The 24,800-nt window shown below is 69.3% G+C and carries 15 protein-coding genes; 4 read left to right on the top strand and 11 right to left on the bottom strand.

Features of this window, described 5'->3' with window-relative positions:
• Positions 1-110 precede the first annotated feature (110 nt).
• From glgB to TsocGM_RS17280, 4 genes are all read right to left on the bottom strand, one after another.
• Positions 111-2,036 (bottom strand): 1,4-alpha-glucan branching protein GlgB, encoded by a 1,926-nt coding sequence (gene glgB, locus TsocGM_RS17295; RefSeq protein WP_158633609.1) that lies wholly within the window; start codon positions 2,034-2,036, stop codon positions 111-113.
• Positions 2,033-5,389 (bottom strand): maltose alpha-D-glucosyltransferase, encoded by a 3,357-nt coding sequence (treS, locus tag TsocGM_RS17290; RefSeq protein ID WP_126726717.1) that lies wholly within the window; start codon positions 5,387-5,389, stop codon positions 2,033-2,035. The genes glgB and treS overlap by 4 nt, the downstream gene beginning before the upstream one ends.
• 101 nt (positions 5,390-5,490) lie before the next feature.
• A complete protein-coding gene (locus tag TsocGM_RS17285; protein ID WP_126726716.1) occupies positions 5,491-7,476 on the bottom strand; it encodes an alpha-1,4-glucan--maltose-1-phosphate maltosyltransferase in 1,986 nt (661 codons plus the stop codon).
• Between the two features lie 377 nt (positions 7,477-7,853).
• A complete protein-coding gene (locus TsocGM_RS17280; protein WP_158633608.1) occupies positions 7,854-8,834 on the bottom strand; it encodes a hypothetical protein in 981 nt (326 codons plus the stop codon).
• A gap of 256 nt (positions 8,835-9,090) precedes the next feature.
• Here TsocGM_RS17280 and TsocGM_RS17275 point away from each other — a divergent pair, with 256 nt between their 5' ends.
• Positions 9,091-11,862: a bifunctional YncE family protein/alkaline phosphatase family protein gene (locus tag TsocGM_RS17275; RefSeq protein WP_158633607.1), complete on the top strand. Its 2,772-nt coding sequence runs from the start codon at positions 9,091-9,093 to the stop codon at positions 11,860-11,862.
• A gap of 377 nt (positions 11,863-12,239) precedes the next feature.
• Here TsocGM_RS17275 and TsocGM_RS26135 read toward each other — a convergent pair whose 3' ends face one another.
• Complete coding sequence (locus tag TsocGM_RS26135) at positions 12,240-12,389, bottom strand: hypothetical protein (RefSeq protein ID WP_158633606.1); 150 nt, start codon at positions 12,387-12,389, stop codon at positions 12,240-12,242.
• 310 nt (positions 12,390-12,699) lie between these two features.
• Here TsocGM_RS26135 and TsocGM_RS17270 point away from each other — a divergent pair, with 310 nt between their 5' ends.
• Positions 12,700-14,628: a sulfatase gene (locus TsocGM_RS17270; RefSeq protein ID WP_126726713.1), complete on the top strand. Its 1,929-nt coding sequence runs from the start codon at positions 12,700-12,702 to the stop codon at positions 14,626-14,628.
• Between the two features lie 63 nt (positions 14,629-14,691).
• On the opposite strand, the gene TsocGM_RS17265 is transcribed toward TsocGM_RS17270, so the two are convergent.
• Positions 14,692-16,068, bottom strand: coding sequence for a hypothetical protein (locus tag TsocGM_RS17265; protein ID WP_126726712.1), 1,377 nt, complete (start codon positions 16,066-16,068; stop codon positions 14,692-14,694).
• A 185-nt stretch (positions 16,069-16,253) separates the two neighbouring features.
• Here TsocGM_RS17265 and TsocGM_RS17260 point away from each other — a divergent pair, with 185 nt between their 5' ends.
• Positions 16,254-17,300: a hypothetical protein gene (locus TsocGM_RS17260; protein WP_126726711.1), complete on the top strand. Its 1,047-nt coding sequence runs from the start codon at positions 16,254-16,256 to the stop codon at positions 17,298-17,300.
• On the opposite strand, the gene TsocGM_RS17255 is transcribed toward TsocGM_RS17260, so the two are convergent.
• The 4 genes from TsocGM_RS17255 to TsocGM_RS17240 all read right to left on the bottom strand — a co-directional run bounded on the left by TsocGM_RS17255 (position 17,248) and on the right by TsocGM_RS17240 (position 21,613).
• Entirely contained in the window at positions 17,248-17,646 is a 399-nt protein-coding gene (locus TsocGM_RS17255; RefSeq protein ID WP_126726710.1) for a DNA-binding transcriptional response regulator, read from the bottom strand. The genes TsocGM_RS17260 and TsocGM_RS17255 overlap by 53 nt on opposite strands.
• 92 nt (positions 17,647-17,738) lie before the next feature.
• Positions 17,739-18,086 carry a P-II family nitrogen regulator gene (locus tag TsocGM_RS17250; protein WP_126726709.1) on the bottom strand — a complete coding sequence of 116 codons (348 nt, stop codon included), beginning with the start codon at positions 18,084-18,086 and terminating at the stop codon, positions 17,739-17,741.
• A gap of 207 nt (positions 18,087-18,293) precedes the next feature.
• Positions 18,294-18,731, bottom strand: coding sequence for a hypothetical protein (locus TsocGM_RS17245; protein WP_126726708.1), 438 nt, complete (start codon positions 18,729-18,731; stop codon positions 18,294-18,296).
• A gap of 317 nt (positions 18,732-19,048) precedes the next feature.
• Entirely contained in the window at positions 19,049-21,613 is a 2,565-nt protein-coding gene (locus TsocGM_RS17240; RefSeq protein WP_233578987.1) for a DUF3656 domain-containing U32 family peptidase, read from the bottom strand.
• 337 nt (positions 21,614-21,950) lie between these two features.
• On the opposite strand from TsocGM_RS17240, the gene TsocGM_RS17235 reads away from it, so the two are divergent.
• On the top strand, positions 21,951-23,180 hold the full coding sequence (locus tag TsocGM_RS17235; protein WP_158633605.1) for an alpha/beta hydrolase: 1,230 nt from the start codon (positions 21,951-21,953) through the stop codon (positions 23,178-23,180).
• A 366-nt stretch (positions 23,181-23,546) separates the two neighbouring features.
• On the opposite strand, the gene TsocGM_RS26130 is transcribed toward TsocGM_RS17235, so the two are convergent.
• Positions 23,547-24,131 carry a PEP-CTERM sorting domain-containing protein gene (locus TsocGM_RS26130; RefSeq protein ID WP_158633604.1) on the bottom strand — a complete coding sequence of 195 codons (585 nt, stop codon included), beginning with the start codon at positions 24,129-24,131 and terminating at the stop codon, positions 23,547-23,549.
• Positions 24,132-24,800 lie beyond the last annotated feature (669 nt).

The raw sequence follows: 24,800 nt of genomic DNA, 5'->3' as shown, positions 1-24,800 counted from the left end.
CGGTTGGTCGATCGTGTTCGGGAAGGGCTCGCGCGCCCGTAGCCTATCCGACGGTTCCCGGGCGGTCCAGGAACGGCCGGAGCGTCGGGAGGGGGGTGAGGGGAAGGCCGTCACGAGTCGTCGGAGTCCGAGGCCTCGGGGGCCGGGACCAGGACCAGCATGGCCAGGGGAGGCAGGGTGAGGACGACCGAATACGGCTGGCGCTGCCAGGGGATTTCCTGGGCCTGGACCCCGCCGAGGTTGCCGATGTTGCCGCCGCCGTAGTAGGCCGAGTCGCTGTTGAGGCGCTCGGCCCAGCGGCCCGGAAGCGGCACGCCGACCCGCTCGTCGACGCGGGGCTCGTCCAGGAAGTTGAACACGAACAGGACGACCTGTCGGGACCTCGGGCCCCGGCGGAGGAAGCTGATGACGCCGCGATCGGCCCCCTGGTGGTCGACCCACTCAAAGCCCCTCGGGTCGTCCTGAAGCCGAAAGACGGCGGGCTCGGCCCGGCAGAAGGCGGTCAGGTCGCGAACCCAGCGCCGGAGGCCGAAGTGGGCGGGCAGATCGAGCAGCTCCCAGTCGAGACCGCGGTCGTGGTCCCACTCGCGGCGCTGGCCGAACTCCCCTCCCATGAACAGCAGCGGTCGGCCGGGCTGGGCGAACTGGTGTCCCAGCAGCAGGCGGACGTTGGCGAACCTCCGGTGGTCGTCGCCGGGCATCTTGCCGACGAGCGACCCCTTGCCGTGCACGACCTCGTCGTGAGAGAGGGGCAAGACGTAGCGCTCCTCGAACATGTACCGGGATCGGATCGTCAACTGATCGGCGGCGCTGGGGCGTCGCTCGGGAGGGAGGCGCAGGTAGTCGTTGACGATGTCGTGCATCCAGCCCAGGTCCCACTTCAGGTCGAACCCGAGGCCGCCGCGGTCGGTCGGCCGGGTGACGCCGGGCCAGGAGGTGGATTCCTCGGCGATGGTCAGCACGCCGGGGAAGCAGGCGTGGACGGCCTCGTTCAGCCGGCGGAGGAAGCGGATGGCCTCGGTGTTCTCCCGGCCTCCGTAGCGGTTGGTGGCCCACTGGCCGGGGCGCCGGGCGTAATCGAGGTAGAGCATCGAGGACACGGCGTCGACCCGGAGCCCGTCGAAGTGATAGTGCTCCAGCCAGAACAGGGCGTTGGAGATGAGGAAGCTGACGACGGGGCCCTTCTGGTAGTCGAAGACGTCGGTGCCCCACTCGCCGTGCTCTCGCTTGCGGGGGTCATCGTATTCGTAGAGAAAGGTGCCGTCGAATCGGGAGAGGCCGTGCGGGTCTCGGGGGAAGTGGCCGGGGACCCAGTCGAGGATGACGCCGATCCCCCGGCGGTGGAAGTGGTCGACGAAGGCCATCAGGTCCTGGGGACGCCCGTATCGGCTGGTGGGCGCGTAGTAGCCGGTGACCTGATACCCCCAGGAGCCGGTGAAGGGATGCTCGGCCAGCGGCATCAGCTCGATGTGGGTGAAGCCCAGCTCGGCGATGGTGTCGGCCAGTCGGGGGGCAAGCTCTCGGTACGATCGGCGGGAGCCGTCGGGCTCGGGGGGGAGCCAGGAGCCAAGGTGGACCTCGTAGATCGAGAGCGGGTTGCCCAGGTGGTCGGTCCGGGATCGGGAGAGCATCCAGGGCCCGTCTCCCCAGTCGAAGCCGGAGAGGTCCCAGAGCTGGGAGGCGGTGCCGGGGCTCGGCTCGGCGAGCAGGGCGTAGGGGTCGGCCTTCCGGAGGATCGGGCCTCCTCCGGCCGGTGCGATGGCGAACTGGTAGCGCTGGCCGAGCGCGATGCCGGGGACGAACCCCTCCCAGATGCCCGTCCCCTCCCGCTCTCGCAGCGGGTGGGCCGCTGGGTTCCACTCGTTGAAGTCGCCAACGACGGAGACGCCCCGAGCCGATGGAGCCCAGGTGGCGAATCGGGCGCCGTCGGCCCCTTCCTCTCGGGAGAGCCGGGCGCCGAGCCACTCGAAGGCGCGGCGGCTGTTTCCCGAGAGGAAACGCTCGACCTCCTGGTCGTCCGCCCGAGGGGGGCTCACGGCCGGTTCCCCTCGGCAGGAGCCGCCCGCTCGGCCAGCAGGGCCACGGCCGAGAGCGGGATCCGGACCCAGCTCGGACGGTTGTTCAGCTCGTACTGGAGCTCATAGAGGGCCTTGTCCAGGGTGTAGCAGCGGAGCAGCGTCGCCAGTTGGTCGCGGTCGTCGGGCACGATGCCGGCCGGCCCGGCCACCTCGAGGTAGGAGGCGAGGAAGGCCGCGGAGGTCCACGACTCCCAGGCGAGGGCCCAGGGGAGCAGCCGCTCGTAGTCGGTGTCTCGGTCCTGGGCCGCTCGGAAGAGGGAGTCGAACGCGGCGTAACTGAAGGAGCGGAGCATGCCCACCACGTCCTTGACCGGCGAGTGCTTCGCCCGGCGCTGGGCGAGCGACTTGGCCGGTTCCCCTTCGAAGTCGAGCAGGATGTAGTCGTTCCGCGACCAGAGAACCTGGCCGAGGTGGAAGTCGCCGTGCACCCGGATCTTCGGGGCGTCGATCCGGGAGCCCGGCAGGGCGTCGATCGGCTCGGTGAGCGCGGCCGAGGAGTCGAGGACCCGTCGGGCGAGCGCGGTCACGTCGTCGGGCAGATCGTCGAGCCGCTTCCGCAGCAGATCCAGGGCGGAGTCGATCTGGAGACGGATCTCGGCCGAGAGTTCCTTCAGGTCGTCCGGGCCGATGGGCTCGGGGGCGAAGGCGGGGTCTCCCGAAATGCCAGCCAGCGCGGCGTGCAACTCGGCGGTGCGTCGGCCGAGGGTGGCGGCCGAGGACAGGTAGGCTCCAATCGTGTCCCGGGCGACCTCGGGAACGTCACCATGGATCAACGCGAGCGGGCTGCCGACGGCCACCGGCAAGGGCTCCAACTCGGGACGGCTGAGCACAAGCTCGTAGTAGCGGCTGAGCTCGTCGAGGGCGTGCTCCCAGCCGACGGCCTGGTAGGAGACGAGCTCCTGGAAGACGGCCACGGCGGTCGGCTCGGTGTCGGGGCGGCGGTACTCAATCGAGCCGGCGAGCTTGGGGAAGTGCTCGAAGTCGGTTTTCTCGGTCAGGGCTCGGCCGATTTCCAGCTCGGGGTTCAGGCCGGGCTCGACGCGGCGGAACAGCTTCATGATCAGGCGCTGGCCGAAGATGATGCTTGTGTTGCTCTGCTCTCCCGAGCCGCGGCGGGGCATCAGGTCGACGTCCATGCGGCCGAGGATCTCGGTCAGGGCCGAGGTTGGCTCGGCCCGGTAGCGGCCGGCGCCGGTGGAGAACTCTCGTCGGCTCCGAACGGCGTCGAGCAGCGCCAGGCAGAAGCCGTCGTCGGCGACCGCGTCGTGCAGGACGCCGTCGCCGCCGGGGATCCGGGCTCGGGCCATGATCAGCTTGGGCACATTGCTGATGAGGTCCTCTCCTCCGGGGCCAAGAGCCAGGGCGATCGGCAGCACGTAGGTTTCCGGCCGGCCGTCCTCGTAGCGCACCTCGACGGTCAGCAGGGCCGAGCGCTCGGGGAGCCCCCTGGGCTGGGTGGCGTCGAGGATCTCGACCGATCGAATCTTCCTCGCCTTGCCGGCGAACCAGCGCTGGCGGCGGAGGAAGGCCGGGATGATCTCCGTCTGCATCCGCCGCCGGGCCGCGCCGCGCAGGAGGGAGTGCCAGCCCTCCTCCAGTTCGATGACCGGGTAGGTCTGTCCCTCGACCTCGCTGGGGCCGAGATCGAGGATCGTCGCCTCGTCGGTTCGGTGCAGTGTGAACCAGTAGAAGGCGTGCGGGCCGAGGGTGATGAAGTACGGCAGCTCGCCGATGCGAGGAAACTCGGTGTTCCCGAGCATCTCGACCGGCCGCATGCCCTGGAAGGTGGAGAGGTCCAGTTCGCAGGGCTGGACGAACCGGGAGAGGTTGGCGACGCAGAGGATGATGTCGTCCTTGTACCGGCGCACGTAGGCCAAGACCTTGCGGTTGGTCGGCTTGAGGAACTCCATCGTGCCCCGGCCGAAGGCGCGGTAGCGCTTCCGCAGGGCGATCATCCGCTTCATCCAGTTCAGCAGGCTGGAGGGGTCGCGCTGCTGGGCCTCGACGTTGATGGCCTGGTAGCCGGTGATCGGGTCCATGATCGGCGCCGAGTACAGCCGGGCGAAGTCGGCCTTCGAGAAACCGGCGTTGCGGTCGCCGGTCCATTGCATCGGCGTCCGGACGCCGTTGCGGTCGCCGAGGTAGATGTTGTCCCCCATGCCGATCTCGTCGCCGTAGTAAAGGACCGGCGTGCCGGGGAAGGACAGGAGCAGGCTGTTGAGCAGTTCCAGCCGGCGTCGGCTGTAGTTGACGAGCGGGGCGAGCCGGCGCCGGATGCCCAGGTTGATGCGGGCCTGGGGATCGGCGGCGTACTCATTGTACATGTAGTCGCGTTCCTCGCTGGTGACCATCTCGAGCGTCAGCTCGTCGTGGTTGCGGAGGAACATGGCCCACTGGCACGACTCGGGGATGTCCGGCGTGCGTTCCATGATGTCGACGATCGGGGTGCGGTCCTCCTGGCGGACAGCCATGAAGATGCGGGGCATCACGGGGAAGTGGAAGGCCATGTGGCACTCGTCGCCGTCGCCGAAGTAGGGGCGGACGTCGTCGGGCCACTGGTTGGCCTCGGCCAGGAACATCTTGTCGCGGTAGTTTTCGTCCAGCGCGGCTCGGAGCTGTTTGAGGACGGCGTGCGTTTCCGGAAGGTTCTCGCAGTTGGTGCCGTCGCGCTCGATCAGGTAGGGGATGGCGTCCAACCGCATGCCGTCGACCCCCAGGTCGAACCAGAACCGCATGATGCGAATGACGGCGCGGAGGACGTGCGGGTTGTCGAAGTTCAGGTCTGGCTGGTGGCTGAAGAAGCGGTGCCAGTAGTACTGCTGGGCGACGGGATCCCAGGTCCAGTTGGACTTCTCGGTGTCGGTGAAGATGATGCGGGCGTCGGAGTACTTTTCGTCGGTGTCGCTCCAGACGTAGAAGTCGCGCTTCTTGGACCCTCGGGGGGCGAGGCGGGCGGCCTGGAACCAGGGATGCTGGTCGGAGGTGTGGTTGATGACCAGCTCGTTGATCACGCGCATGCCGCGGCGGTGCGCCTCGCGCACGAACACCTTGAAGTCGCGGCGAGTGCCGTAGGAGGGATTGATGCTGCGGTAGTGGGCGATGTCGTAGCCGTCGTCCTTCAGCGGGGACGGGTAGAAGGGCAAAAGCCACAGGGCGGTGACGCCCAGATCCTGGAGGTAGTCGAGCTTCTCGGTGAGGCCGGGGAAGTCGCCGATGCCGTCGCCGTTGCTGTCGAAGAAGGCCCGGACGTGGAGCTCATAGATGATCGCGTCCTTGTACCAGAGCGGATCCGATCCAGTCGTCAATGCCATGGTTCTTGCCTTCGAACCTCCGGGGGCCCCCGGCGGGTGGCGGCGGCGCGCCCGGGGACTCTCCGGGCGCCTTCGGCGTCGCTGCCCAACGCGGCCTCGGCTTAGCGGGAGACGTGGAAGATGTGCGCGGGCATGTGATGCGGGTCGAGCATCACGAAGTTGGCCGGCCCATCCCAATGATACCGGGCGTCGGAAATCAGGTCGTGGACCGTGAAGGGGCCGCCGCCGTGCACCCCCAGCTCCTCCAGGTCGAGGAAGGTCCATCCGGTTTGGGTGTGGAAGGGGTCCAGGTTCACGACGACCAGGATCACGTCCGACCGGTCGGGGGTGGTCTTGCTGTAGGCGATCAGCGCGTCGTTGTCGATGTGGTGGAACCGGAGGCTCCCGTCCGATTGCAAGGCCGGGTGCTGGCGACGGATCTGGTTGACCCGGACGATCAGGCCGGTGAGGTTCCCCGGGGCGTTAAGATTCCAGTAGCGGACCTGGTACTTCTCCGAATCGAGGTACTCCTCCGACCCTGGCCGGATCGGAGTGCCGACGCACTGCTCGAAGGGAGGGCCGTAGATGCCGTACGCCGCCGCCATCGTGGCGGCGAGAACCAGGCGGACCTTGAAGGCGGCCGGGCCGCCGGTCTGGAGGTACTCGTGGAGGATGTCCGGGGTGTTGGCGAAGAAGTTCGGCCGCATGTACTCGCGGCACTCGGTCGTGGTCAGCTCGGTGAGGTACTCGGTCAGCCCCCGCTTGTCGTTCCGCCAGGTGAAGTAGGTGTAGCTTTGGGTGAAGCCCCCCTTGGCCAGCCGCTTCATCAGCTTCGGGCGGGTGAAGGCCTCGGAGAGGAAGATCGCTTCGGGGCAGCGCCGCTTGACCTCGGCGAGGCACCAGTCCCAGAAGCGGAACGGCTTGGTGTGCGGGTTGTCGACGCGGAAGACGGTGACGCCGTGGTCGATCCAGTGCAGGAAAACGTCGCGAAGCTCCTCGTAGAGCCCCTTCCAGTCCGGGCCGTCGAACTCGAGTGGATAGATGTCCTGATACTTCTTCGGCGGATTCTCGGCGTACTTGATCGTGCCGTCGGGACGGTGGCGGAACCACTCGGGGTGCTCCCGGACGTAGGGGTGGTCGGGGGAGCACTGGAAGGCGATGTCCAGCGCGATCTTCAGGCCGTGGTCCCTCGCGGCGGCGACGAGGCGGTCGAAGTCGGCCATCGTGCCCAGCTCGGGGTGGACATCCCGGTGCCCCCCCTCCGGGGCGCCGATCGCCCAGGGGCTGCCGGGGTCTCCGGGGCCGGGGGTCAGGGTATTGTTCGGCCCCTTGCGGAAGCTTCGACCGATGGGGTGGATCGGAGGCAGGTACAGGATGTCGAACCCCATGCCGGCGATGTAGGGCAGGCGGGCCTCCACATCCCGGAAGGTGCCGTGGCGGCCCGGCTCGGTCGCGGCGGAGCGGGGGAACATCTCGTACCAGGCACCGAAGCGGGCGAGCACCGGGTCGACGATGACCTCCAGGGTCGGCTCGAAGCGGTGGCCGCCGCTGCGGTCGGGGAAGCGGTCCATGAGCTCGGCCAGTTGCGGGTCGAGCGCCAGGGAGGTCCGGTGGGCCTGGCCGCCGTCTCCGCCGATGGCGTCGGCACGCTCGGCCAGCCAGCGGACGGCGTGCCCCTCCGCCCGGGAGGAGGCCTGACGGACGATCTCGGCCCCCTCGAGCAGCTCGCTGGCGATGTCCTGGCCGGCGCCGGCCTTCTTCGAGACCTCGTCACGCCAGGAGGCGAAGCGGTCGACCCAGGCCTCGACTGTGTAGGAGAAGCGGCCGATGCGATCGAGGGTGAAGCTCGCCTCCCAGCGGTCGTTGCCCAGGGGGGTCATCGGCGTCTCGACCCAGGGCTCGTCGCCGAAGCGGTGGCGGAGGACGGCTCGGATGACGTCGTGCCCCTCGGCGAAGACGTCGGCGCCAACGACGACCGACTCACCCTCGGTCCGCTTGATGGGGAACCGACCGGCGTCGATCTGCGGCGTCACGCCCTCGATGATGATCCGGGACGGGGCTCGCGTCCGGGTGGCGTCGGGTCGGGGGGGCTGGAGCGTCGCGGTCATCGGTCTGGCGGCTCGGGTTGGGGGGAGGGGCGGTCGGGACCGTGCCCGGTCGATCGGACCGGACGAGGACCAGGAGGAGAGCCGTCCCGGTTCGTCCCGCCGGGCACGACTTGCCCGGCCGGGGACCGCCGGTCGATTCGATCGCCCGGCCCGCCCTCGCGGCGGCGGGAGACTCGTCGGCCCGGATCGGCTCGCGACCTATCGTCGAGTGCGAGAGGGGGCGCGGTCAACGCTTTCCCGCCCTGATCGCGACCCGGACCCGGCCCTCCCCGGCGTTGGCCGGGGGGGCGTCGAGTGATCGGGAGACTGGGGGCGGGATGACGTTTGAGGCAATTTCCGCAACTGGCGTGCCGGACCCTGTCGGCAATCCCGGGCGATCACCGCCCAGTGCGGGAAGGCTCCTGGCGATCAGCCCTCCAGCCCAGTGCCTCGACCGTTCGGATCGCCTCGTCGGCGTCCTTGGCCGTGACGAAGGCCAGCACCCCCCGGGCTCGGACCGACTCGCCGGGGGGGCAGTCGGGGAAGCTCGGATCGGAGTGGAGGCACGGGCAGGGCGGGTTGTCCCAGGCCCGGTGGCACGGTTCCCAGGCGGTCACGATCCAGCGCCGGCCATCGGGGGACTGGCAGGCCGAGTATGGGGCCCGGTTGACCTTGTTCTCGCTCGACTGCTGATCGAACCCGGCCATCCCCCGCAGCAGGACGCAGACCTGCGCCCTCAGCCCGTCGAGCGGCTGGTTCGAGCCGTTTTCGAGTGAGAGCTCGAGGAAGACCGCCTCCGGGGTCGGCCGAGCCTCAGCGGCGATGACCACGCCGTTGGGCAAGGTGCGGCGGTTCGAGAGCGTCCCCCCCTCGCGATTCTCCCAGGGGCTCGGCCCCAGCTCGACGCCGGCCTCGGTCCAGATCGTCGGGATGTGCGTGTGCGCGAGGAACAGGAGGCGATCTCCCCACCAGATCGCCTCCGGCAAGTCGACGACCGCGTAGCCGCCCGGCTCCCACGGCGAGACGACGCTCAGCTTCGTGTCCGCCCTGGGGTCGATCGCACCGTCTCGGAAGCCGATCCTCGGGTGCCTGCCCCCCGGATAGGGCAGCACGAGCAGCGGAGCCCCTTCGGGGAGCGCGGGGCGGCCCTCCGGAGCGAGGCCGGCGCGCTCGATGACCTCCCGGATCTCCGTCCCGGGGAGTCCGGTCGCCTCGGCCATCTCCTCGACGGAGAAGCCGTGGTACCAGATCATCTCCCGGAGCCGGTCGATCAGGTCGCCCCCGGCGGTCCCCGGGTCGTCCCTGATCGCGATCGAGGGGGCCGGGGGGATGCCGGAAGACAGGATCAGCAGGGCCAATCGAGCGAGGGCGATGGTCATGATCGGCGTTGGCCTCGAGCGGGGATCGGGAGGGGATCGCCTCAAGATCGGTCCGCCCGTCGCCGTCGTCAACCTCCGACCGGATCGGGACCGGATCCGGCCCGGATGGCTCCGAATTGGCGAGGCCGATCGACCGATCGGGCGGATGCGGGGAGGCCCCCGTCGTGGTAGAACGGGGCGCCTCGCCGTCTCGACGCCGGGTCGGTGTCCGGACGGGGGGAGGCGAACCGAACCAACCCGATCCGGATCCCCCGCCATGCGCGTTGCCCCGCTCTTGATCCGCTCGACGGCCGCTCTCGCCGCGATCTGCGCGCTGACGGTCTCGACGCGATGCCCCTCGCAGGAGGATGCCGCTCCCAGACGAGTCGCCACGCTCCAGCCGCCGGGTCGGAACGCCTTCTGCCGGATCGACCCGAACGGCATCTCGGTCCTGCCCAGCGGTCGGCTCGTCCGACCGGTCGGAGCGGTGGCCTCGATCACGAGCGACCCGTTCGGTCTGGGGCTCTCGCCCGACGGCTCGACCGTGGTCACGATCCACAACCGGGTTGTCACCGTCGCCCCGGTGGACGACCTGGAATCGGCCCGGCGCTACCCCAGCCTGGATGGCGAGGAGCCCGGCCCCTTCTCCCGGGGAGGCTACATGGGAGTGGCCATCGCCGCCGACAACCGCACCGCCTTCCTCTCCGGAGGGGACGCGGGTGAGGTCGTCCGCTTCGACCTCCAGACCAGAAGACGCACCGGGGCGATCCCGATCGACGGCGAGATCGACGGAACGACCTATGCCGATAGCTTCGTCGGCGACCTCGCCTTCATCCCCGGCACCAGCCGCCTGCTGGTGCTCGACCAGTTCAACTTCCGGATGGTCGAGCTGGACACGGCGACCGACCGAGTGACCCGCTCGATTCCTTGCGGGCGCTTTCCGTTCGGGCTGGGCATCCTGCCGGACGGCTCGAAGGCGTATGTGGCGAACGTGGGGATGTTCGACTACCCGCTCGTGCCCGGGGCCGATCCAGAGGACCCCGCCGGGACCGGACTGAAATTCCCGGCGTATGCGGTTCCCTCTCCCGAGGCGGAGGAGGGGGTCGAGGTCGAGGGGAGGCGGATCCCGGGGCTCGGCCCGCTCGACGCTCCGGAGGCCGTCTCGGTCTGGTCGATCGACCTGGCCCGGTGGGAGGTCGTGGCGAAGCACAAGACCGGCTACCGCATGGGGGAGATGGTCGAGGGCCTGGAGGTGGAGGGGGGGGCGAGCCCGAACTCGATCGCCTGCTCCGATCGCGCCGTCTTCGTGAGCAACGCGACCAACGACAACATCTCCGTGATCGACCCGGCGACGGAGCGGATCGTCGACACGATCCGGCTGACGGTCGACCCCCGGATCGACCGCTACCGCGGCCTGATCCCCTTCGGCCTGGCCATCGACCCGACCGGGGATCGCCTCTTCGTGGCGCTGAGCGGCCTGAACGCGGTTGGCGTGATCGACGCCCGAAAACGAACGGTCCTCGGCTACATCCCGACCGGCTGGTTCCCGACCAAGCTGGCGGTTTCCCCCGACGGCTCCGAGCTGCTCGTTGCCACCGCCCGGGGGTTCGGCTCCGGCCCCAACGGCGGCCTGCGGTTCCAGGCTCCTCCGGAGGGGACCTATGTGGGCGACATCATGCTCGGGACGATCGAGCGCATCGCCGTCCCCGACGCCGAGACCCTCTCCTCTTGGACGCGACGGGTGGTGGCGAACACCTTCGAGGAGGTCGAGGTCGCGGACGATGGCAAGAACCCCCTGCCCCCCGCTCCAGGCCTGAGAGAAAGCCCGATCAAGTATATTGTCTTCATCACCAAGGAAAATCGCACGTATGACGAGGTGTTCGGCCAGGTGCTCGACGGCAACGGCGACCCCTCGCTCTCCCGATACGGCCGCCGGATCGCCCGGGAGGGGGAGTTCGGCCTCCCGGCCGGCCGCCCGGTGACGATCATGCCCAACCACCTGGAGATCGCCCGGCGGTTCGCGATCTCGGACAACTTTTACTGCGACTCCGACGCCTCGGTGCACGGCCACCGCTGGATGGTTGGCACCTATCCGAACGAGTGGGTCGAGACGAACGCCGCGACGACCAAGACCCAGAAGCTCGACAGCAGCGCCCCCGGCCGGCGCTACGTCGCGGGATCGTCGGGGGCCGTCTACCCCGAGGACTACAACGAGGCCGGCGGCCTCTGGGAGCACCTGGCCCGCAACGGCGTCGACTTCTACAACTTCGGCCTCGGCTTCGAATTCGCCGCCGCCGCCGAGCACGCCGAGTTCGCCGACACGGGCGTTCGCATGCTCGTCTCCTTCCCCCTGCCTGCGGCGCTCTACCCGAGGACCTCTCGGACCTACGCCACCTACAACACGAGCATCCCCGACCAGTACCGCATCGACGAGTTCGAGCGCGAGCTGGACGAGCGCTTCCTCTCCGGCGATCGCCCCTTCCCTCGACTCATCACCATGATGATCCCCAACGACCACGGCGCCAGGCCCCGCCCCGAGGCCGGGTACCCCTACCGCGAGTCGTACATGGCCGACAACGACCTCGCCCTGGGCCGGGTCCTGCACCGTCTCAGCCGCACCCCGCAATGGAGGGAGATGCTTGTCATCATCACCGAGGACGACGCGCAGGACGGCGTCGATCACGTCGACGCACACCGATCGCTGCTGATGTTCGCCTCGCCCTGGGTCCGTCGCGGTCACGTCTCGCACACGCACGCCAACTTCGGCGCGATCCTCAAGACGATCTACCACATCCTGGACCTTCCCCCGCTCAACCAGTTCGACGCGACCGCCAGCCTCCTGTCCGACGTCTTCACCGACGAGCCCGACTTCTCGCCCTATACCGCGGTGGCCGTCGACCCGGCCGTCTTCGACCCGAGCCAGGCCCTCTCCCCCTACGACCGGGAGTTCGACCCCGAGTGGCTCCGCCTCGCTCCCCGCATCGACGATGAGGACGACTTCCGCCGGTCGCACCGCGAACGGGGAGAGGAGGGGCCTGCCGGTCGGTGATCCCCCTCGCCGCTCCTTCCCGGCCGGGAGCGTCCTCCCCGAGCCCAGTCCCCGAGCGAATTCCTCGGTCTCGGATCGGATCGTGGGCGAACCGAGGGTCCGGGGGGGAGTGGCTCGACCCCAGCCTCACCGGCTCGACGTCCGGGCCATCGCCCCCGAGGTCCTCTGCATCGGAGGACTTCCGGAGGGCTTCCGTCCCAATCCGGCGGACGGGGAGCACTCCAACCTCGAAGGAGAGGGCGTGGATCCCTCTCACGAGGAGGTCGACCGGCCCCCCCGAATCCGGGGAACTCGTCCCGAATCCGGTCCCCTCAAGGACGGAGATGGACGACGATCTTCGACGATCGATGAGGCTGGCTCGGGCCGGTGATCGTCGGTTACAGCTCGCGCGACCGGCGCAGGATGCGGCCGATTCCCCGGGTGATCGTTCGCCCGAACATCATGACCACTCCGGCCGCCCCGGCAACAACCGAGGAGAGCGGGAGCATGGTTTCGGGGCCGATGTAAGAGAACAGCGGGTCGATCATGGTCGATTCGGCTCCTCGTAGGAAGGTTGGAAGGTCGGGGAGTCCGGGGAAGGCGGGGGAGCGACCTCGGGTCGCATCATGAACGGGCCGAGCGCCAGAGGCAGCCCCGAAGCGGGGAGGCCGCCGAGGTGGAACGTCTCCCGAGGGAACGTCCGTGAAATCGATCGTTGGTGGGGCCGGGGTCAGGCCGGTCGACGCTGTCTGAATCTTATAGGCGTCACCGACCGGGACACCGGCCCGGCTTTTGCCCGCCGGTTTGAGGCGTTCGAACCCGGGGCTCAGGACGTCGACTCGGCCATCGGAAACCCGGATGACTCGATCGCTCGAACACGGAAGCTGCGTCGCCGACGACTGCCCTGCTCGGGAGGCCGCTTCGGCGCCGATCTCCCGACTGGGGTTGCTCGGCCTGGCGTCTTGGGTGGGAATTCTGGCCGGGTTCCTGGAGTTGTTCGCCTTTCTGGCGATCCGGGCCCGGTCGGGGGAGGTTTGGCCGTACCTCGGCAAGATCCAGTCCTATCCCTGGACGATCCCGCTGGTTGACGCGCTGCTGCTGGCCGCCGTCTCCTCTCCGCTGATCGCCCTGGCTCCCCGGCTCCCAAGGCCGGTTCGTCGGGAGATTCCGACGCTGCTGGTGGCCCTGGCGATGATGCCGACGCTGCTGATGCTCTTCCCTGGGCTCTATCCGGGGGCCCTGTTTCTGCTCTCGACCGGGGCGGCGTCCGTCGTCGTCCGGATCTTCGGGTCCGGGGGGAGGATCATCGGCTGGGTGGTCCGGGTGACGTGCCCGGGGCTCATTGTGATCCTGATCGGTCTGGCGGTGTGGAGGGGCCTCCCGGCGGGGCCTCCGGACGACGTGGCCCCCGCGACGGGGGCGCCCAATGTCCTGCTGATCGTGATGGATACGGTTCGGGCCGACCATACGAGCCTCCCCGGCTCCGGGGGGGCCCGGCCGACGACTCCCCAGCTCGCCGCGCTCGCCCGCCGGGGCGTGACCTTCACCGGAGCGCGGTCGACCGCCCCCTGGACGCTTCCCTCGCACGCCAGCCTCATGACCGGCCGGTGGCCGTTCGAGGTCGTCCCTGGCCGCTACGGGGCCCTCGACAATGACGTGCCCACCCTGGCCGAGGCGTTCGGCGCCCGAGGCTACGACACCGTGGGGATCGTGGCCAACACCTACTACACGTCCTATTCCACCGGGCTGGCCCGGGGCTTCCATCGCTACGAGGACTTCCCGACGACTCCGGCGACGGTCCTCGCCAGCGCCGAGGTCGGCGGTCGGCTGGTCGACTGGCTCGGCTCCTGGGCCGATGCGATCCGCCCCGGGGCCCTGCCCTGGCTCCGCCGCTTCGAGCGGATCGACGCCGACCGGATCAACCGCCGCTTCCTCTCCTGGCTCGATCGCCGTCGCCGGCCCGACCGGCCGTTCTTCGCCTTCCTGAATTACTTCGACGCGCACGACCCCTACGTCGTCCCCCCCGGGGCCGAGCACCGCTTCGGTCGCCCGCCGGCCTCGAAGGACGACCGCTCCTTCCTGTCCGACTGGTGGCTCAGCGAAGGAAAAGAGGAGGTCCCCCCCGATCGGGTGGAGTTGCTGGTCGACGGCTACGACTCCTGCATCGCCCACCTCGACGACCGGCTCGGTGCCCTCTTCCGGGAGCTCGACCGCCGGGGCCTGCTCGACGAGACGGTCGTCGTCGTCACGTCCGACCACGGCGAGGCGTTCGGCGAGCACGGGCTCTTCGGCCACGGGGTCAGCCTGTACGCCGACCAGATCCGGGTGCCGCTGGTCATCGCCGCTCCTGGGATGGTCCCCGAGGGGCTTGCGATCGACGATGTGGTGAGCCTGCGCGACCTCCCGGCCACGCTCCTGGACCTCGCCGGCTCCCCCGGCCCCCGGCTCCCCGGGCGATCGCTGGCCGACTCCTGGAGGGGGAGGGAGGCCGGGGAGTCGGAAGAACGACCCGGCTCCCCGGCACCGACCTCGATGGTCGTCGCCTCGGTCCCCGGCCCGGACAGCGTTCCCCCGAACGAGGGACGCTCTCCCGTCTTCCGGGGCCCGATGATCGCGGTCATCGACCCGCAGTCGCTCAAGTACATCCGCACCGAGGGCCGGGACGCGATCATCGAGGAGCTGTACGACCTCCAGTCCGATCCGGGAGAGCAGGTCAACCTTGCCTCCCCGCAGGCCGAGCCGATGCTCGAACGGTTTCGGGCCGTCCTGGCCGATCCGGGCGGCTGATTCGGTCCGGCTCCCCCGGCGGGGCCCTGACGCCCGGGCCCTCCGGGGATGCACCGATCAGCGTCAGGGAGCGGGGGCCCGGCCGGGGAACGGGCCGTCTCGCCAGCTCCAGGCCGGCCATCTCGTGTTCGCCGAGGCCATCGTCGCCTCGCCGTTGATCGCCCCCGCCAGCGCGACGATCATCGCAAACGCCGCCAGGGTCCCGACGATCCACCTCCGCCACGCGAACCTCGGCCCCCCTTCCGCCGCCTCGGGGACCTCCGACGGCGATGGCCGGGCGATGGCCGCATAAATCACCATCAGCGCGAGCAGGACCCAGAACACGTGATGCATGTTCACGTAGCCGTCTCGGGGAGGCAGGAGGAAGTACAGCGCGTTCAGGTTCTGGAACAGCAGCATCGTCCCCGAGAGCCAGAGGACCGGCAGCGCCGCCCCACGCAAGATCCCTCGGAAATGGATCCACAACCACAGCGCCACTCCGACGAATCCGAGCACGCAGGAGCCGTCGAGCAGTCGCAAGGTCATGGAGGCGGCCGCGTTGGGGTCGGCCACCCCGGCGGCGCTCAACTGGTCGGCCCAGGAGGACAGCGTCTCCTCGGGGTCGATCCGGGTGACGCGGTGCCAGAGTGGGATCAGGCCGAGCACGAAGACGATCCCGAAGACCGACGCCAGGTCGATGTTCTTCTCCTTCGGAGGGTCGGGATAGGCCCGGTTCACCATGCCCATGGTGTAGATGAACCCTCCGATCAGGCCGCAGGAGACTTCCATCACGTTCCAGTGGTTGATGGTGAAGCCGAACTCCCCCTGCATCACGTTCGCCAGGTTCCCGAGCAGTCGGCCGCCGGCCATTCCCAGGCCGAAGCCGACGTAGCCGAGGAAGGCGCCCCGAAGTCCCGTCGGACGGTCGTTGCAGGCCAGCCAGATGAACTGGCCGATCGCCGCCCCCATGAAGACGATCGAGCTGTTGTTCCGGGGCGGGTTGATTTGGAATCCCAGCCCCCGGACGACCAGGAAGCCGATCAGCCACCCTCCAATGAGGATGCTCCCGCCCAAACCGAGCCAGTCCGAGGTTCGCATCGGCCGGCGCTCCAGCATCAGGCCGATCAGGGCGCCACCGAAGGTCCCCCAGGCCGATCCCTGAAGGAACAGAGTCAGGAACCCGTAGGAATAATTGATGAAGGTGTCCGCCTGGGCGTAGCCGTGGAGAAGGCCGTAGCTCATCGTCCCGCCGGAGCCGATCGCCAGCGCCGAGAGTGCGGCCAGGATCGGCATCCAGCGGAAGAGCGAACGCTGCCCGCTCACGAAGGCCAAGGCCAGTCCCAGCGCCGCTCCGGGGTACATGGCGCCGACGTTGTGCCCGAAATCCCCCCGGATCCCCCACCCCAGGCCGACCGCCAGCGCGACGAACCCCGCCCTCGCGATTTGATCTCCGAGCCTCATCGCCCCTCCTTCTTCTCGTTCTCGAGTGGTTCCAGCCCGATTGTCGCAAACCTCGAACTCGCTCCTGGGCGGGATGAAGCGCCGGGCCGGGGTCGGGAGGCCCTGCTCGCCGGGAGACCGTGTACACTGGGGAGCGCCGGGGGCCTCCCCTCCGGCCCGACTCGGAACCGCCCCGGGAGGACGTCATGGGACCGGTCCCCGCGCTCGTCATCAAGGCCCTGCTGCTGGTCGGCGGCTTGCATCCCGCCCCGAAGATCGATCCGGAGGAGTTCCGCTCCTGGTTCCGGGAGGCTTCCGAGGGGAGGATGCCGCTAGAGAAGGGCGTGCTGGAGCAGGCCCGGGGATATCGCTATGTCTTCGTCCTCGGGTTGTTGAACGAGCGGATGCCCGGCTATTTCAGCCAGATCACCGCCGAGCTGCGCGCAATGGGCGTCCCGAGAGAGGCGATCTTCGAGATCGCTCCCAGCTCCGACGCCACCTTCGAGGAGAACCTGGGTGCCATCCGAGACGAGTTCCTGGCCGCGTCGAGGCTCGGCCCCGAGCCGATCGTGGTCATCGGCCACAGCCGGGGGGCCTGTGACGCGCTGGCCTTCGCGATGATGGAGCCCCAGTTCGTCAGCCGGCACGTGGCCGCGCTGTTCCTCATCCAGGGGCCGTTCGGCGGCAGCGGCGCCGCCGACTACGTGCTCGGCACCGGCACTCCCATGGACGACCGGATGCCTCCCCGGGCCCGACTGCTGGGCAGGCTCTTTCGCTCCATCGAGGCCCGCAAGCTCGACCGGGGGAAGCACCAGGGCCTTGCCGACCTGGCCCGGGACGCCGCCCGGGATTTCTGGAAGACCCTGCTCCGGGAGCACGCCGCGTCGATCCCGATTGTCGGCCCCCGGACCTTCTACATCGAGGCCATCGCCCCTCCCGAGCGCCAGCCCCCCCTCCGCCGTCCGGTCGCCCGCTACCTGGAGACGTACTACGGTCCGAACGACGGGCTCGTCGCCGCCGAGGACCAGTTCTTGCCCGGCCTGGGGACCCGGCTGGGGATGTTCGACGCTTCGCACACCGACCTCACCCACCGCTTTCCCGCCGCCCTGGCCCGCCCCCGCGTCCGGGAGGCGATGGCGAAGGCGATCGTGACGGCGATCAGCCGACCTGGAGACGGCGAGGAGCCTTCCGGAAATCCGGTCAGCCCTCCGGACCGAGAAGCCGACGAATCAGCTCGGGCAGCTCGGCGGTGAACCGGCTGCGCGGCAGGACCTCCTCGCAGCCGGCATCCCATGCGTCCCCCAGGGCCTTCGCGTCGACGTGCGACCCGAAGGCGACGAACCGAGTCTCCGGCGCGATCGCTCGGTAGGCCATCAGCGCCTCGGGCCGCACCATCTCCCCGGCCGACAGGTCGACGAAGACCCCCCGGGGCCGCCATTGCTCGATCATCGACCGCGCCAGCTCCTCGGTGCCGGCCACCAGGACCCGATGGCCCAGTTCCCTCGCCGTCCCGGTGATTTTGCTGGTGAAGATCAGGTCCTTGCTCAGCAGCAGCCCGTCGGGCCCTCCGGGAGGGGGGCCCGCGTCGGTCTCGGCCATGGTGCGGCCCTCGAGGGTGCGAAATCGAGGAGTCGAGGTGGGTGGCGGCGGATCCCGGATCGCGCCGCGTCGGATTCGACCGGAGCTGGCGGTCAGATGGCCTCCGGCCCGCGCTCTCCGGTGCGGATGCGGATGCAATCCTCCAGGGGGAGGACGAAGATCTTCCCGTCGCCGATCGCCCCCTCGGGCCCGGATCGGGCGGCGTCGATGATGGCGTTGATCGTCGGCTCGACGAAGTCCTCGTTCACGGCGATCTGTAGCTCGATCTTGCGAAGCAGGTTGACGGTGAACTCGTGGCCTCGGTAGACCTCGGTGAACCCCTTCTGGCGGCCGAAGCCCTGGACGTCCATGACGGTGAGGCGGTAGACCTCGACCTTCGAGAGCGCGAGCTTGACGGCCTCGAGCTTCGTGGGCTGGATGATGGCGACGATCAGCTTCATGGCGGGCCTCCCCTCCGGTGCCTGGAAAGGCGGCGTCGCGGCCCGCGCCGGGAGGGTTGCGATCCCCGGGCGACCCTCGCCGCTCACCGCCGCGCGATCGTCGCTACGATACCGGAAGGTCGGCCTTCCGGGAACGGGCTCGGGCCGGGGGAAGCGCCTGCTCCCTCCGGCCCGGCCGGTCGATCGTCGACTCGGGCCCGAGGACGATCAGTTCGGAGTGGTCCCGCCGAACGGCGAGGTGCCCGGCGGCAGGGGAAGGTCCGCGGGGTCGGTGGCGGGGGGCGGCGAGTCCGATCCGGTCCCGGCCCCGGCCCCGGCGCGGGGGGCGGTCGACGACCCCCCAGAAGGCGACGCGCCGACGCTCGGCGGCGGCGGGGCGGCGGCTCCCCCTGACCCGGGGGTGATCGGCCCGGAGACGATCGAGCCGGCGGGCATTCCCATCGGGCCGGCGGGCATTCCCATCGGGCCGCCGACAATCGGCTCGACGATCATCTCCCCTTCCATCGGGAGCGTCACCTGGTACGGATAGCCGCAGTTGGGCCCGGTGCACGGGGCCGGGAAGTCATCGCAGGTATCGCAGTGTGCGCACCCGACCGATGCGGCCGCCACCGAGGCGACCAGGACGAGCAGGCTGGGCCGCGACATGATCGGTATCCTTTCCTCGCTCGGCCAGGGCTGGCCGTCCGGTGGTCCCGGGGGCCTTGGGGGATCGGTGGGGCCTGGGCCTGGCTTGGGCCTGGTACCGATCCGGTCGCGCCCCGGGGTTCGTTCGCTGGAGCTGGCAAGGGACACCCCCCGGGCCGATCCGTCGATCCCGGCGGGACACCCCATCGCCCCGGTTCATCGGCAATCCGGACGACCCGGGATCAACCGATTTCCCCCCGCAAGCCCCCGGGGCGGGCGGTAGGAACCTCGCCAGGGCGCAAGGTTTCCGCCATCGACCCAGCCGGACCCGATCCCGGTCAGATCACCGCGAGCTGCCCCCGGGTGACGCCGTAATGGCTCGTCGCCTTGAGCTCCTTCCAGAGCGTCCGGGCGTCTCGACGCCCGGCGAGGGCGTCGGCATACAGGCCCAGCACCCGGCTCACCGCCTCGGGACGGTCGTGCAGGAACTCGACCCGGAGGTGCCGAAGCCCCTTGCGGACCAGCGCCGGCAGGTACTCGGCGGCCGTCTGGGGAACGGCGTTGAACAGCGTGTTCCGGCAGCCCACGTCCGCCGTCAGCGGGTGCTCCATGCCGACCCGGTCCCTCAGGAGCACCTCGTGCCGGTCGCAGGGGCGCCCGCAATTCGTCTTATCGGTGCCGGGGGAGAGGAAGGCGCAGAAGACGCAGTGCTCCATATGAAACATTGGTATCTGTTGATGGATTACGATCTCCAGCCAACTCGGCGGCGCGGCCTTCAGCAGGTCGAAGAGCTGGTCGGCGCTCAGGTCGTAGGACGCCGTCACCCGGAGGGCGCCGCTGGCCTTGAACCACTCGACGCTCAGGTCGTTGCTCGCGTTCAGCGAGAAGTCCGCTACGAACGGGATCCGCTGCCGGGAGCAGAAGGCGAGGCCGCCCGCGTTCCTGACGAGCAGGCCGTCGGCCCCCTGCTTCGCCAGGTACCGGAAGAGGTTCGCCTCTCCCGGCTTCTCGATCCGGGTCGTCGCGATGAAGACCGGGGGGGAGCCGGCCCCGCGACGGGCCAGCGCCACCGCCTCGCCGAACCGCTTGATGTCGGCGAAATCGAGGTAGATCGCCCCCGCCCCGGCGTCCCGGGCCGCCTCGACCTGCTCCACCGTCCGGCAGAGGGCCGAGAGCACCGGGGGCGAGTCGTCTCCCGCCGGTTCCGAGGCGGCCCGAGCCCGCAACGCGTCTCGCAATCGCGGGAGGACCGGGGCCTCGGCGATCGCCCTCGGCGGGGCCATCGCGGCGGCCTCCTCCAGCCGGGCGACGAGACGTCTCCTCAGCTCGTTCAACAGGCTGAGCGGGACCATCGGCCCCCCCTCGACCGTCAGCTTGGCGTTCCTGAGCCGGTAGATCGTGCCGCCGAGGCGGTCGAGCTGCTCCCGGATCGCGGCCTCCTCCGCCGGCCGGCTCCGGGCGGCCTCCAGCGGCGATTCCGACTCGGCAGCGGCGTGGAACCCCGTCGCGGTCGTCCCCTCGATCCGCAGCGGCTCCCCGGCGACCGCCCGGACGCTCAGATCCAGATCCACCAACCGCTTCGGCCCCCCCTCGAACGACTTGCGCAGCCGGCGGGTCAGCTCGGGATCGTCCGTCTTCCAGACGCGCTGCCCCGGGACGATCCGATCCGGGTCCAGGTCCCGGCGCCCGAAACCGAGGAGGGCCGGGCCGGTCGAGAGCCCCTCGGCCCCTCCGGGAAGCTGGGGAAGCCGACGCCCTCGGGAGGGCCGATCGACCTCGTAGACCCGCCCCCCCTGCTCCGGCGCCTCGCCGTCCGGGGAGGCGTCGAAGACGACCCCGTCCCCCGGCTTGACCGGCGACGCGAGGTCGACCAGCACTCGACCGCCGACCACCCCGGCGACCCGTCCGAGGAACACTCCTCGCTTCTTGGCGTAGTCTCCCCGGACCAGCGCCTTGTGGTTGTTGCCGTCGAGGAAGCCGTGGCTGAAGCCCCGGGAGAAGGACATCGCCATCTCGTAGGAGTCCCCCTCGCCGATCGGGGACGGACGGCCCTCGATCGCCGCGTCGATCGCCTTCCGGTAGTTCTTCGTGATGCCGGCGACGTACTCCGGAGCTTTCAGCCTCCCCTCGATCTTCAGGCTGGAGACGCCCAGCTCAACGAGCTTGGGCACCAGGTCAAACGCCGCGAGATCCTGCGGGCTGAGCAGGTACGCGATGTCCCTCAGATCCACCCGCTCGCCGTCCCGGATGATCTCGTATTCCATCCGGCACGCCTGGGCGCACTCTCCCCGGTTGGCCGACCGTCCTCCGAGGGCCTCGCTCGTCAGGCACTGGCCCGAGTACGCGACGCAGAGCGCCCCGTGGACGAAGACCTCCACCGGCAGGCTCGTCTGCGCCCGGATCCGGGCGATCTCCCTGAGAGAGAGCTCCCGAGCCAGGATGACCCGGGAGCACCCCAGCTCCTCGGCCATGCGGACCCCGGCGGCGCTGGTGATCGACATCTGGGTCGAGGCGTGGAGTTGCAGATCCGGCGTGATCGCCCGGATGAGCCGGGCCAGGCCGATGTCCTGCACGATCGCGGCGTCCACCCCCGCCGCCGCCACCCGTCGCACGATCTCCTCCAGCCCCTCCAGCTCTCCGGGGAAGACCAGCGTGTTGAGCGTGACATAGCCGAGCACCCCCCGGCGGTGGAGCGTCGCCATGAGCTCGGGCAGCTCGTCCAGCTCGAAGTTCGAGGCCCGGGCCCTCGCGTTGTGCCCCCGGAGGCCGAAGTAGACGGCGTCGGCGCCGTTCTCGATCGCGGCGAGCAGGCAGGCGCGGTCGCCGGCCGGCGCGAGTAACTCCGGACGGACTCTGGGGTTGCGGGAGCTTCGGGCTTCGGCCGGGGCGTCGATGGTGGCCACGATTCGGAGGGGGCTCGCGAGGAGGGGATCGGGACGGTCTCGGGGGCTCGCGGAAGGCGAGGGCGCCCCTATCATTCGGGATCAACGGCGCGATCGGCAAGGGATGTTCCGGGAGTCGGTCAGGGGACGAATCCCCGAGGAGCCGAGGAGCCCCGGGAGACACCCTCGGCGTCGTCCGCCCTCCCTCCTCGGCTCCGGGGACGAGATCGCCTCCGATCCCCTCACCTCGGCTGTCCGCCGATGCCGAAACATGATACGACCGACTCCGGGCCGGGGTCCGCGCGCAGCGAACCCCCTGCCCCACTCCAGGACGGAAGGAGCGAGGAGGATCGACGCGATGGACCGGCGACAGGCGATCCGGGCGGCCGGGCTGCTGATGGCCCAGGCCGCGATCGGGGCAAAAGCGGCCCGTGGCCAGGACTTCGGCGCCCTGCTGGAGGACTTCGGGAAGGACCTGCTTCGCCAGCAACTCAGCCCTGAGAACATCCAGCGCACGCTCAAGCCGCACCTGTCGGGCGAATTGGTGCCAATCCGGACCGCCGACGGTTGGACCCTCGTCGCCCACCGCTATCGGCCCGTCAATGGCCCCCGCCCCGGCACCCTGCCGGTGCTGCTCTGCCACGGCCTGAGCTACAACTCCCAGTTCTGGGACATCAGCCCCGAGGTCAGCCTGGCCCGGTTTCTCGCCGCTCGGGGCTGGGACGTCTGGGTCGCCGACCTGAGGGGATCGGGGCTCAGCTCCAAGTGGGTCGCCCGGATCGACTCCGCTCCCACGATGGTCGTCGGCGGCATGATCCGACGAGCGACCAACAACAAGGTCGCCCCCACCGGCTACGCCTCGCTCGATCCCAAGTTCGCCAAGTGGAACCTGGATGACCACATCATCTACGACGTCCCGGCGCTGGTCCACCTGGTCCGGTCGCAGACCGGGGCCCCGGAGATCGCCTGGATCGGACACTCGATGGGGGGCATCATCGCCCTGGGCCATCTCTGCCGCTTTCAGAACCCGGGCATCGGCCGGCTGGTGACGGTGGGAAGCCAGATGACCATGCCCAACGGCCAGCTCGCGGTCCAGTTCCTGACCGAGCTGATCGCCCTCCGCAATGGCCAGCTCGCCGGCCAGATCCTGCCCGAGGAACTGCTGATCGACTCCAAGACGAGCATCGACAACATGTTCTTCAACCAGGGCCACGTCGCTCCCGAGGTCTACCGGGCGTTGACCAACGACGGCATCGACGTTCCCTCAATCGGCCTGCTGCAGCAGTACCTCGTCCTCGCCACCCGAGGAGAGCTGCTCGACGCCGGCAAGCGGCAAAGTTACGCCGCGCTGCTGGGCAATGTCCAGGCTCCGATCCTCATCTCCTGCGGCGCCTCGGACCAGCTCGCGCCGCCCCCGGTCCAGCAGTTCCTCTTCGATCGCGTCGGCTCGGCCGACAAGACCCTGATGTTCTTCGGTCGCTCCCAAGGCTTCGCCGCCGACTCCGGCCACAGCGACGCGCTGGTCGGACTGACCAGCCGGCAGCAGGTTTACCCCACGATCGAGCGCTGGCTGCTCGGGGCGAGGTAATCGGTCGCCCTGGATCGGCGACCGATCGACCGCTCTTCCTTCCACCCCGGCCGTTCCGCGATGGCGCAACAAGACGGGGACCGAACCTCGATCCTGAGGCCCGGTCCCCTCGTGTCGGTCTCTTGGCTCGTCTGCTGGGGCAAAGGAGAGGGGGCGTCTCAAGCGCCCTGGGGCGTCGGAGGGAAGTCGGGAGGGCGGTGGAATGGGAACGGCCGATCGCCTCCGGCCGGAGATCGACCACCTCTCCCGTCCTCGCTCGGCCCGAACGCCAGAAGAGGGGCCGAACGGTCGAGAAATCGTCCGTCGAGCCCCATGCACCTTTGGAACATCCGTCCTAACGGCCGGAGGCCGCCAGGGCCATCAGACTCAGGCCATCGCCCGCCGAGAGCGACGCAGCCCGGCCAGCGCCAGGCCGGCACCGCCGCAGAGGACCAGCGCCACGCTGGCCGGCTCGGGGACGGCAGTGATCAGCGTGCCGGCGGCGGTGATCGCCGTGTTCGGCCCGCCCACCTGGCTGAAGGTGATGTTGAACTCGGCGGCGTACGCCTCGCTACCAACCGGGAACAAAGTACCGGGGGTGAAGTTGCCCTTGATGTTGAACGACTCGTTCTGATCGCTGGACATCAGGCGGGTGATCGCCGTCCCCACGAAGGTGCCGAAGGCGGCATTGCCGAAGGTGAACGTGGCCGGATTGTTCACGTCCAGCGTCGCCGCGCCGAGGTTTTCCGGGGAGGTGACATAGGTCGCGAAGTCGCCGGTCTGCGAGCCCGTGGTGAGCAGGATGCTCATCGTGAAGGTCGTGGCCGTGTTGATGTTGCCGGTGTCGGTCGTCGTGGACCCGGTGTTAATGATGCCCTGGCTGCCGATGATCGGCGCAGCCTCGGCCTGGCGACCGACCATCAACAACGAACACAGGCCCAGGGCCATACAAGCAAGGACGTTACGGCGCATTGGCGTTCCTCTCTGTGGGTGAAACCATCGTTTCCACGAGGTAGAGACCGCTTCGGGAGATCGGGACACGAATATCCCTCTCCACGAGAAGCCCAGTAGGGTGACACTGGGAGGGAGCAGAACCCGGTCTCGGCCCCACTGGGTCCCTAGGAGTAAACGGCTCGGGCCCAATCTACAAGATGTGAGGAGGGGCCAACACAGCCCTTTTACCGAGGCGAAGGATTCCGCCAAGGAAATCGATTCCAACGCGGAATCGTCGATAATCCTCGATGAGCGAACGACTTGGAGCGTCTCATCCCCCACCGTGAGACCCCATCCCGGCTCGATGGACATTCTCCTTGATTCGGCGCAACCTCTTGCTGAAAAACAGGATACGATTGGCAACCCGTCGGCGGTCGGCGGCCGCCGTCGTCGTTGTTTTTTTTCAACCAGACCAAACACATGATCCTTTCACGCGACACGTTCGGGTGAGCGTCGCCTTGGGGCCGACGGACGTTTGATCGCTCGAAGTCGCGAAGCGAGCGCGCACCCCTCCCCGACCACGAGGAGCCCTCCGGATCGGAAGCGAATGGGACATTCGGCGACGAGCCCGAGAGGACGCCGATCGCTCATTTCCGGGTTGGCGCCGGACTCGGATCCGCGTTCCCTCGGCCCCGGTTCCGACGTCGA

This window comes from Tautonia sociabilis, from assembly GCF_003977685.1.
Lineage (GTDB): Bacteria > Planctomycetota > Planctomycetia > Isosphaerales > Isosphaeraceae > Tautonia > Tautonia sociabilis.
Note: the sequence above shows the minus strand (reverse complement) of the source record. Positions and strands in the feature narration are given on the sequence as shown.

Excerpts from the sequence above, each read along its gene's own strand:
- TsocGM_RS17285 (WP_126726716.1), bottom strand. The coding sequence starts at position 7,476 with ATGACCGCGACGCTCCAGCCCCCCCGACCCGACGCCACCCGGACGCGA.
- TsocGM_RS17270 (WP_126726713.1), top strand. The coding sequence starts at position 12,700 with ATGACTCGATCGCTCGAACACGGAAGCTGCGTCGCCGACGACTGCCCT.
- TsocGM_RS17260 (WP_126726711.1), top strand. The coding sequence starts at position 16,254 with ATGGGACCGGTCCCCGCGCTCGTCATCAAGGCCCTGCTGCTGGTCGGC.
- TsocGM_RS17280 (WP_158633608.1), bottom strand. The coding sequence starts at position 8,834 with ATGACCATCGCCCTCGCTCGATTGGCCCTGCTGATCCTGTCTTCCGGC.
- treS (WP_126726717.1), bottom strand. The coding sequence starts at position 5,389 with ATGGCATTGACGACTGGATCGGATCCGCTCTGGTACAAGGACGCGATC.
- TsocGM_RS17275 (WP_158633607.1), top strand. The coding sequence starts at position 9,091 with ATGCGCGTTGCCCCGCTCTTGATCCGCTCGACGGCCGCTCTCGCCGCG.
- TsocGM_RS26135 (WP_158633606.1), bottom strand. The coding sequence starts at position 12,389 with ATGATCGACCCGCTGTTCTCTTACATCGGCCCCGAAACCATGCTCCCG.
- TsocGM_RS17250 (WP_126726709.1), bottom strand. The coding sequence starts at position 18,086 with ATGAAGCTGATCGTCGCCATCATCCAGCCCACGAAGCTCGAGGCCGTC.
- TsocGM_RS26130 (WP_158633604.1), bottom strand. The coding sequence starts at position 24,131 with ATGCGCCGTAACGTCCTTGCTTGTATGGCCCTGGGCCTGTGTTCGTTG.
- TsocGM_RS17245 (WP_126726708.1), bottom strand. The coding sequence starts at position 18,731 with ATGTCGCGGCCCAGCCTGCTCGTCCTGGTCGCCTCGGTGGCGGCCGCA.
- TsocGM_RS17265 (WP_126726712.1), bottom strand. The coding sequence starts at position 16,068 with ATGAGGCTCGGAGATCAAATCGCGAGGGCGGGGTTCGTCGCGCTGGCG.
- TsocGM_RS17255 (WP_126726710.1), bottom strand. The coding sequence starts at position 17,646 with ATGGCCGAGACCGACGCGGGCCCCCCTCCCGGAGGGCCCGACGGGCTG.
- TsocGM_RS17235 (WP_158633605.1), top strand. The coding sequence starts at position 21,951 with ATGGACCGGCGACAGGCGATCCGGGCGGCCGGGCTGCTGATGGCCCAG.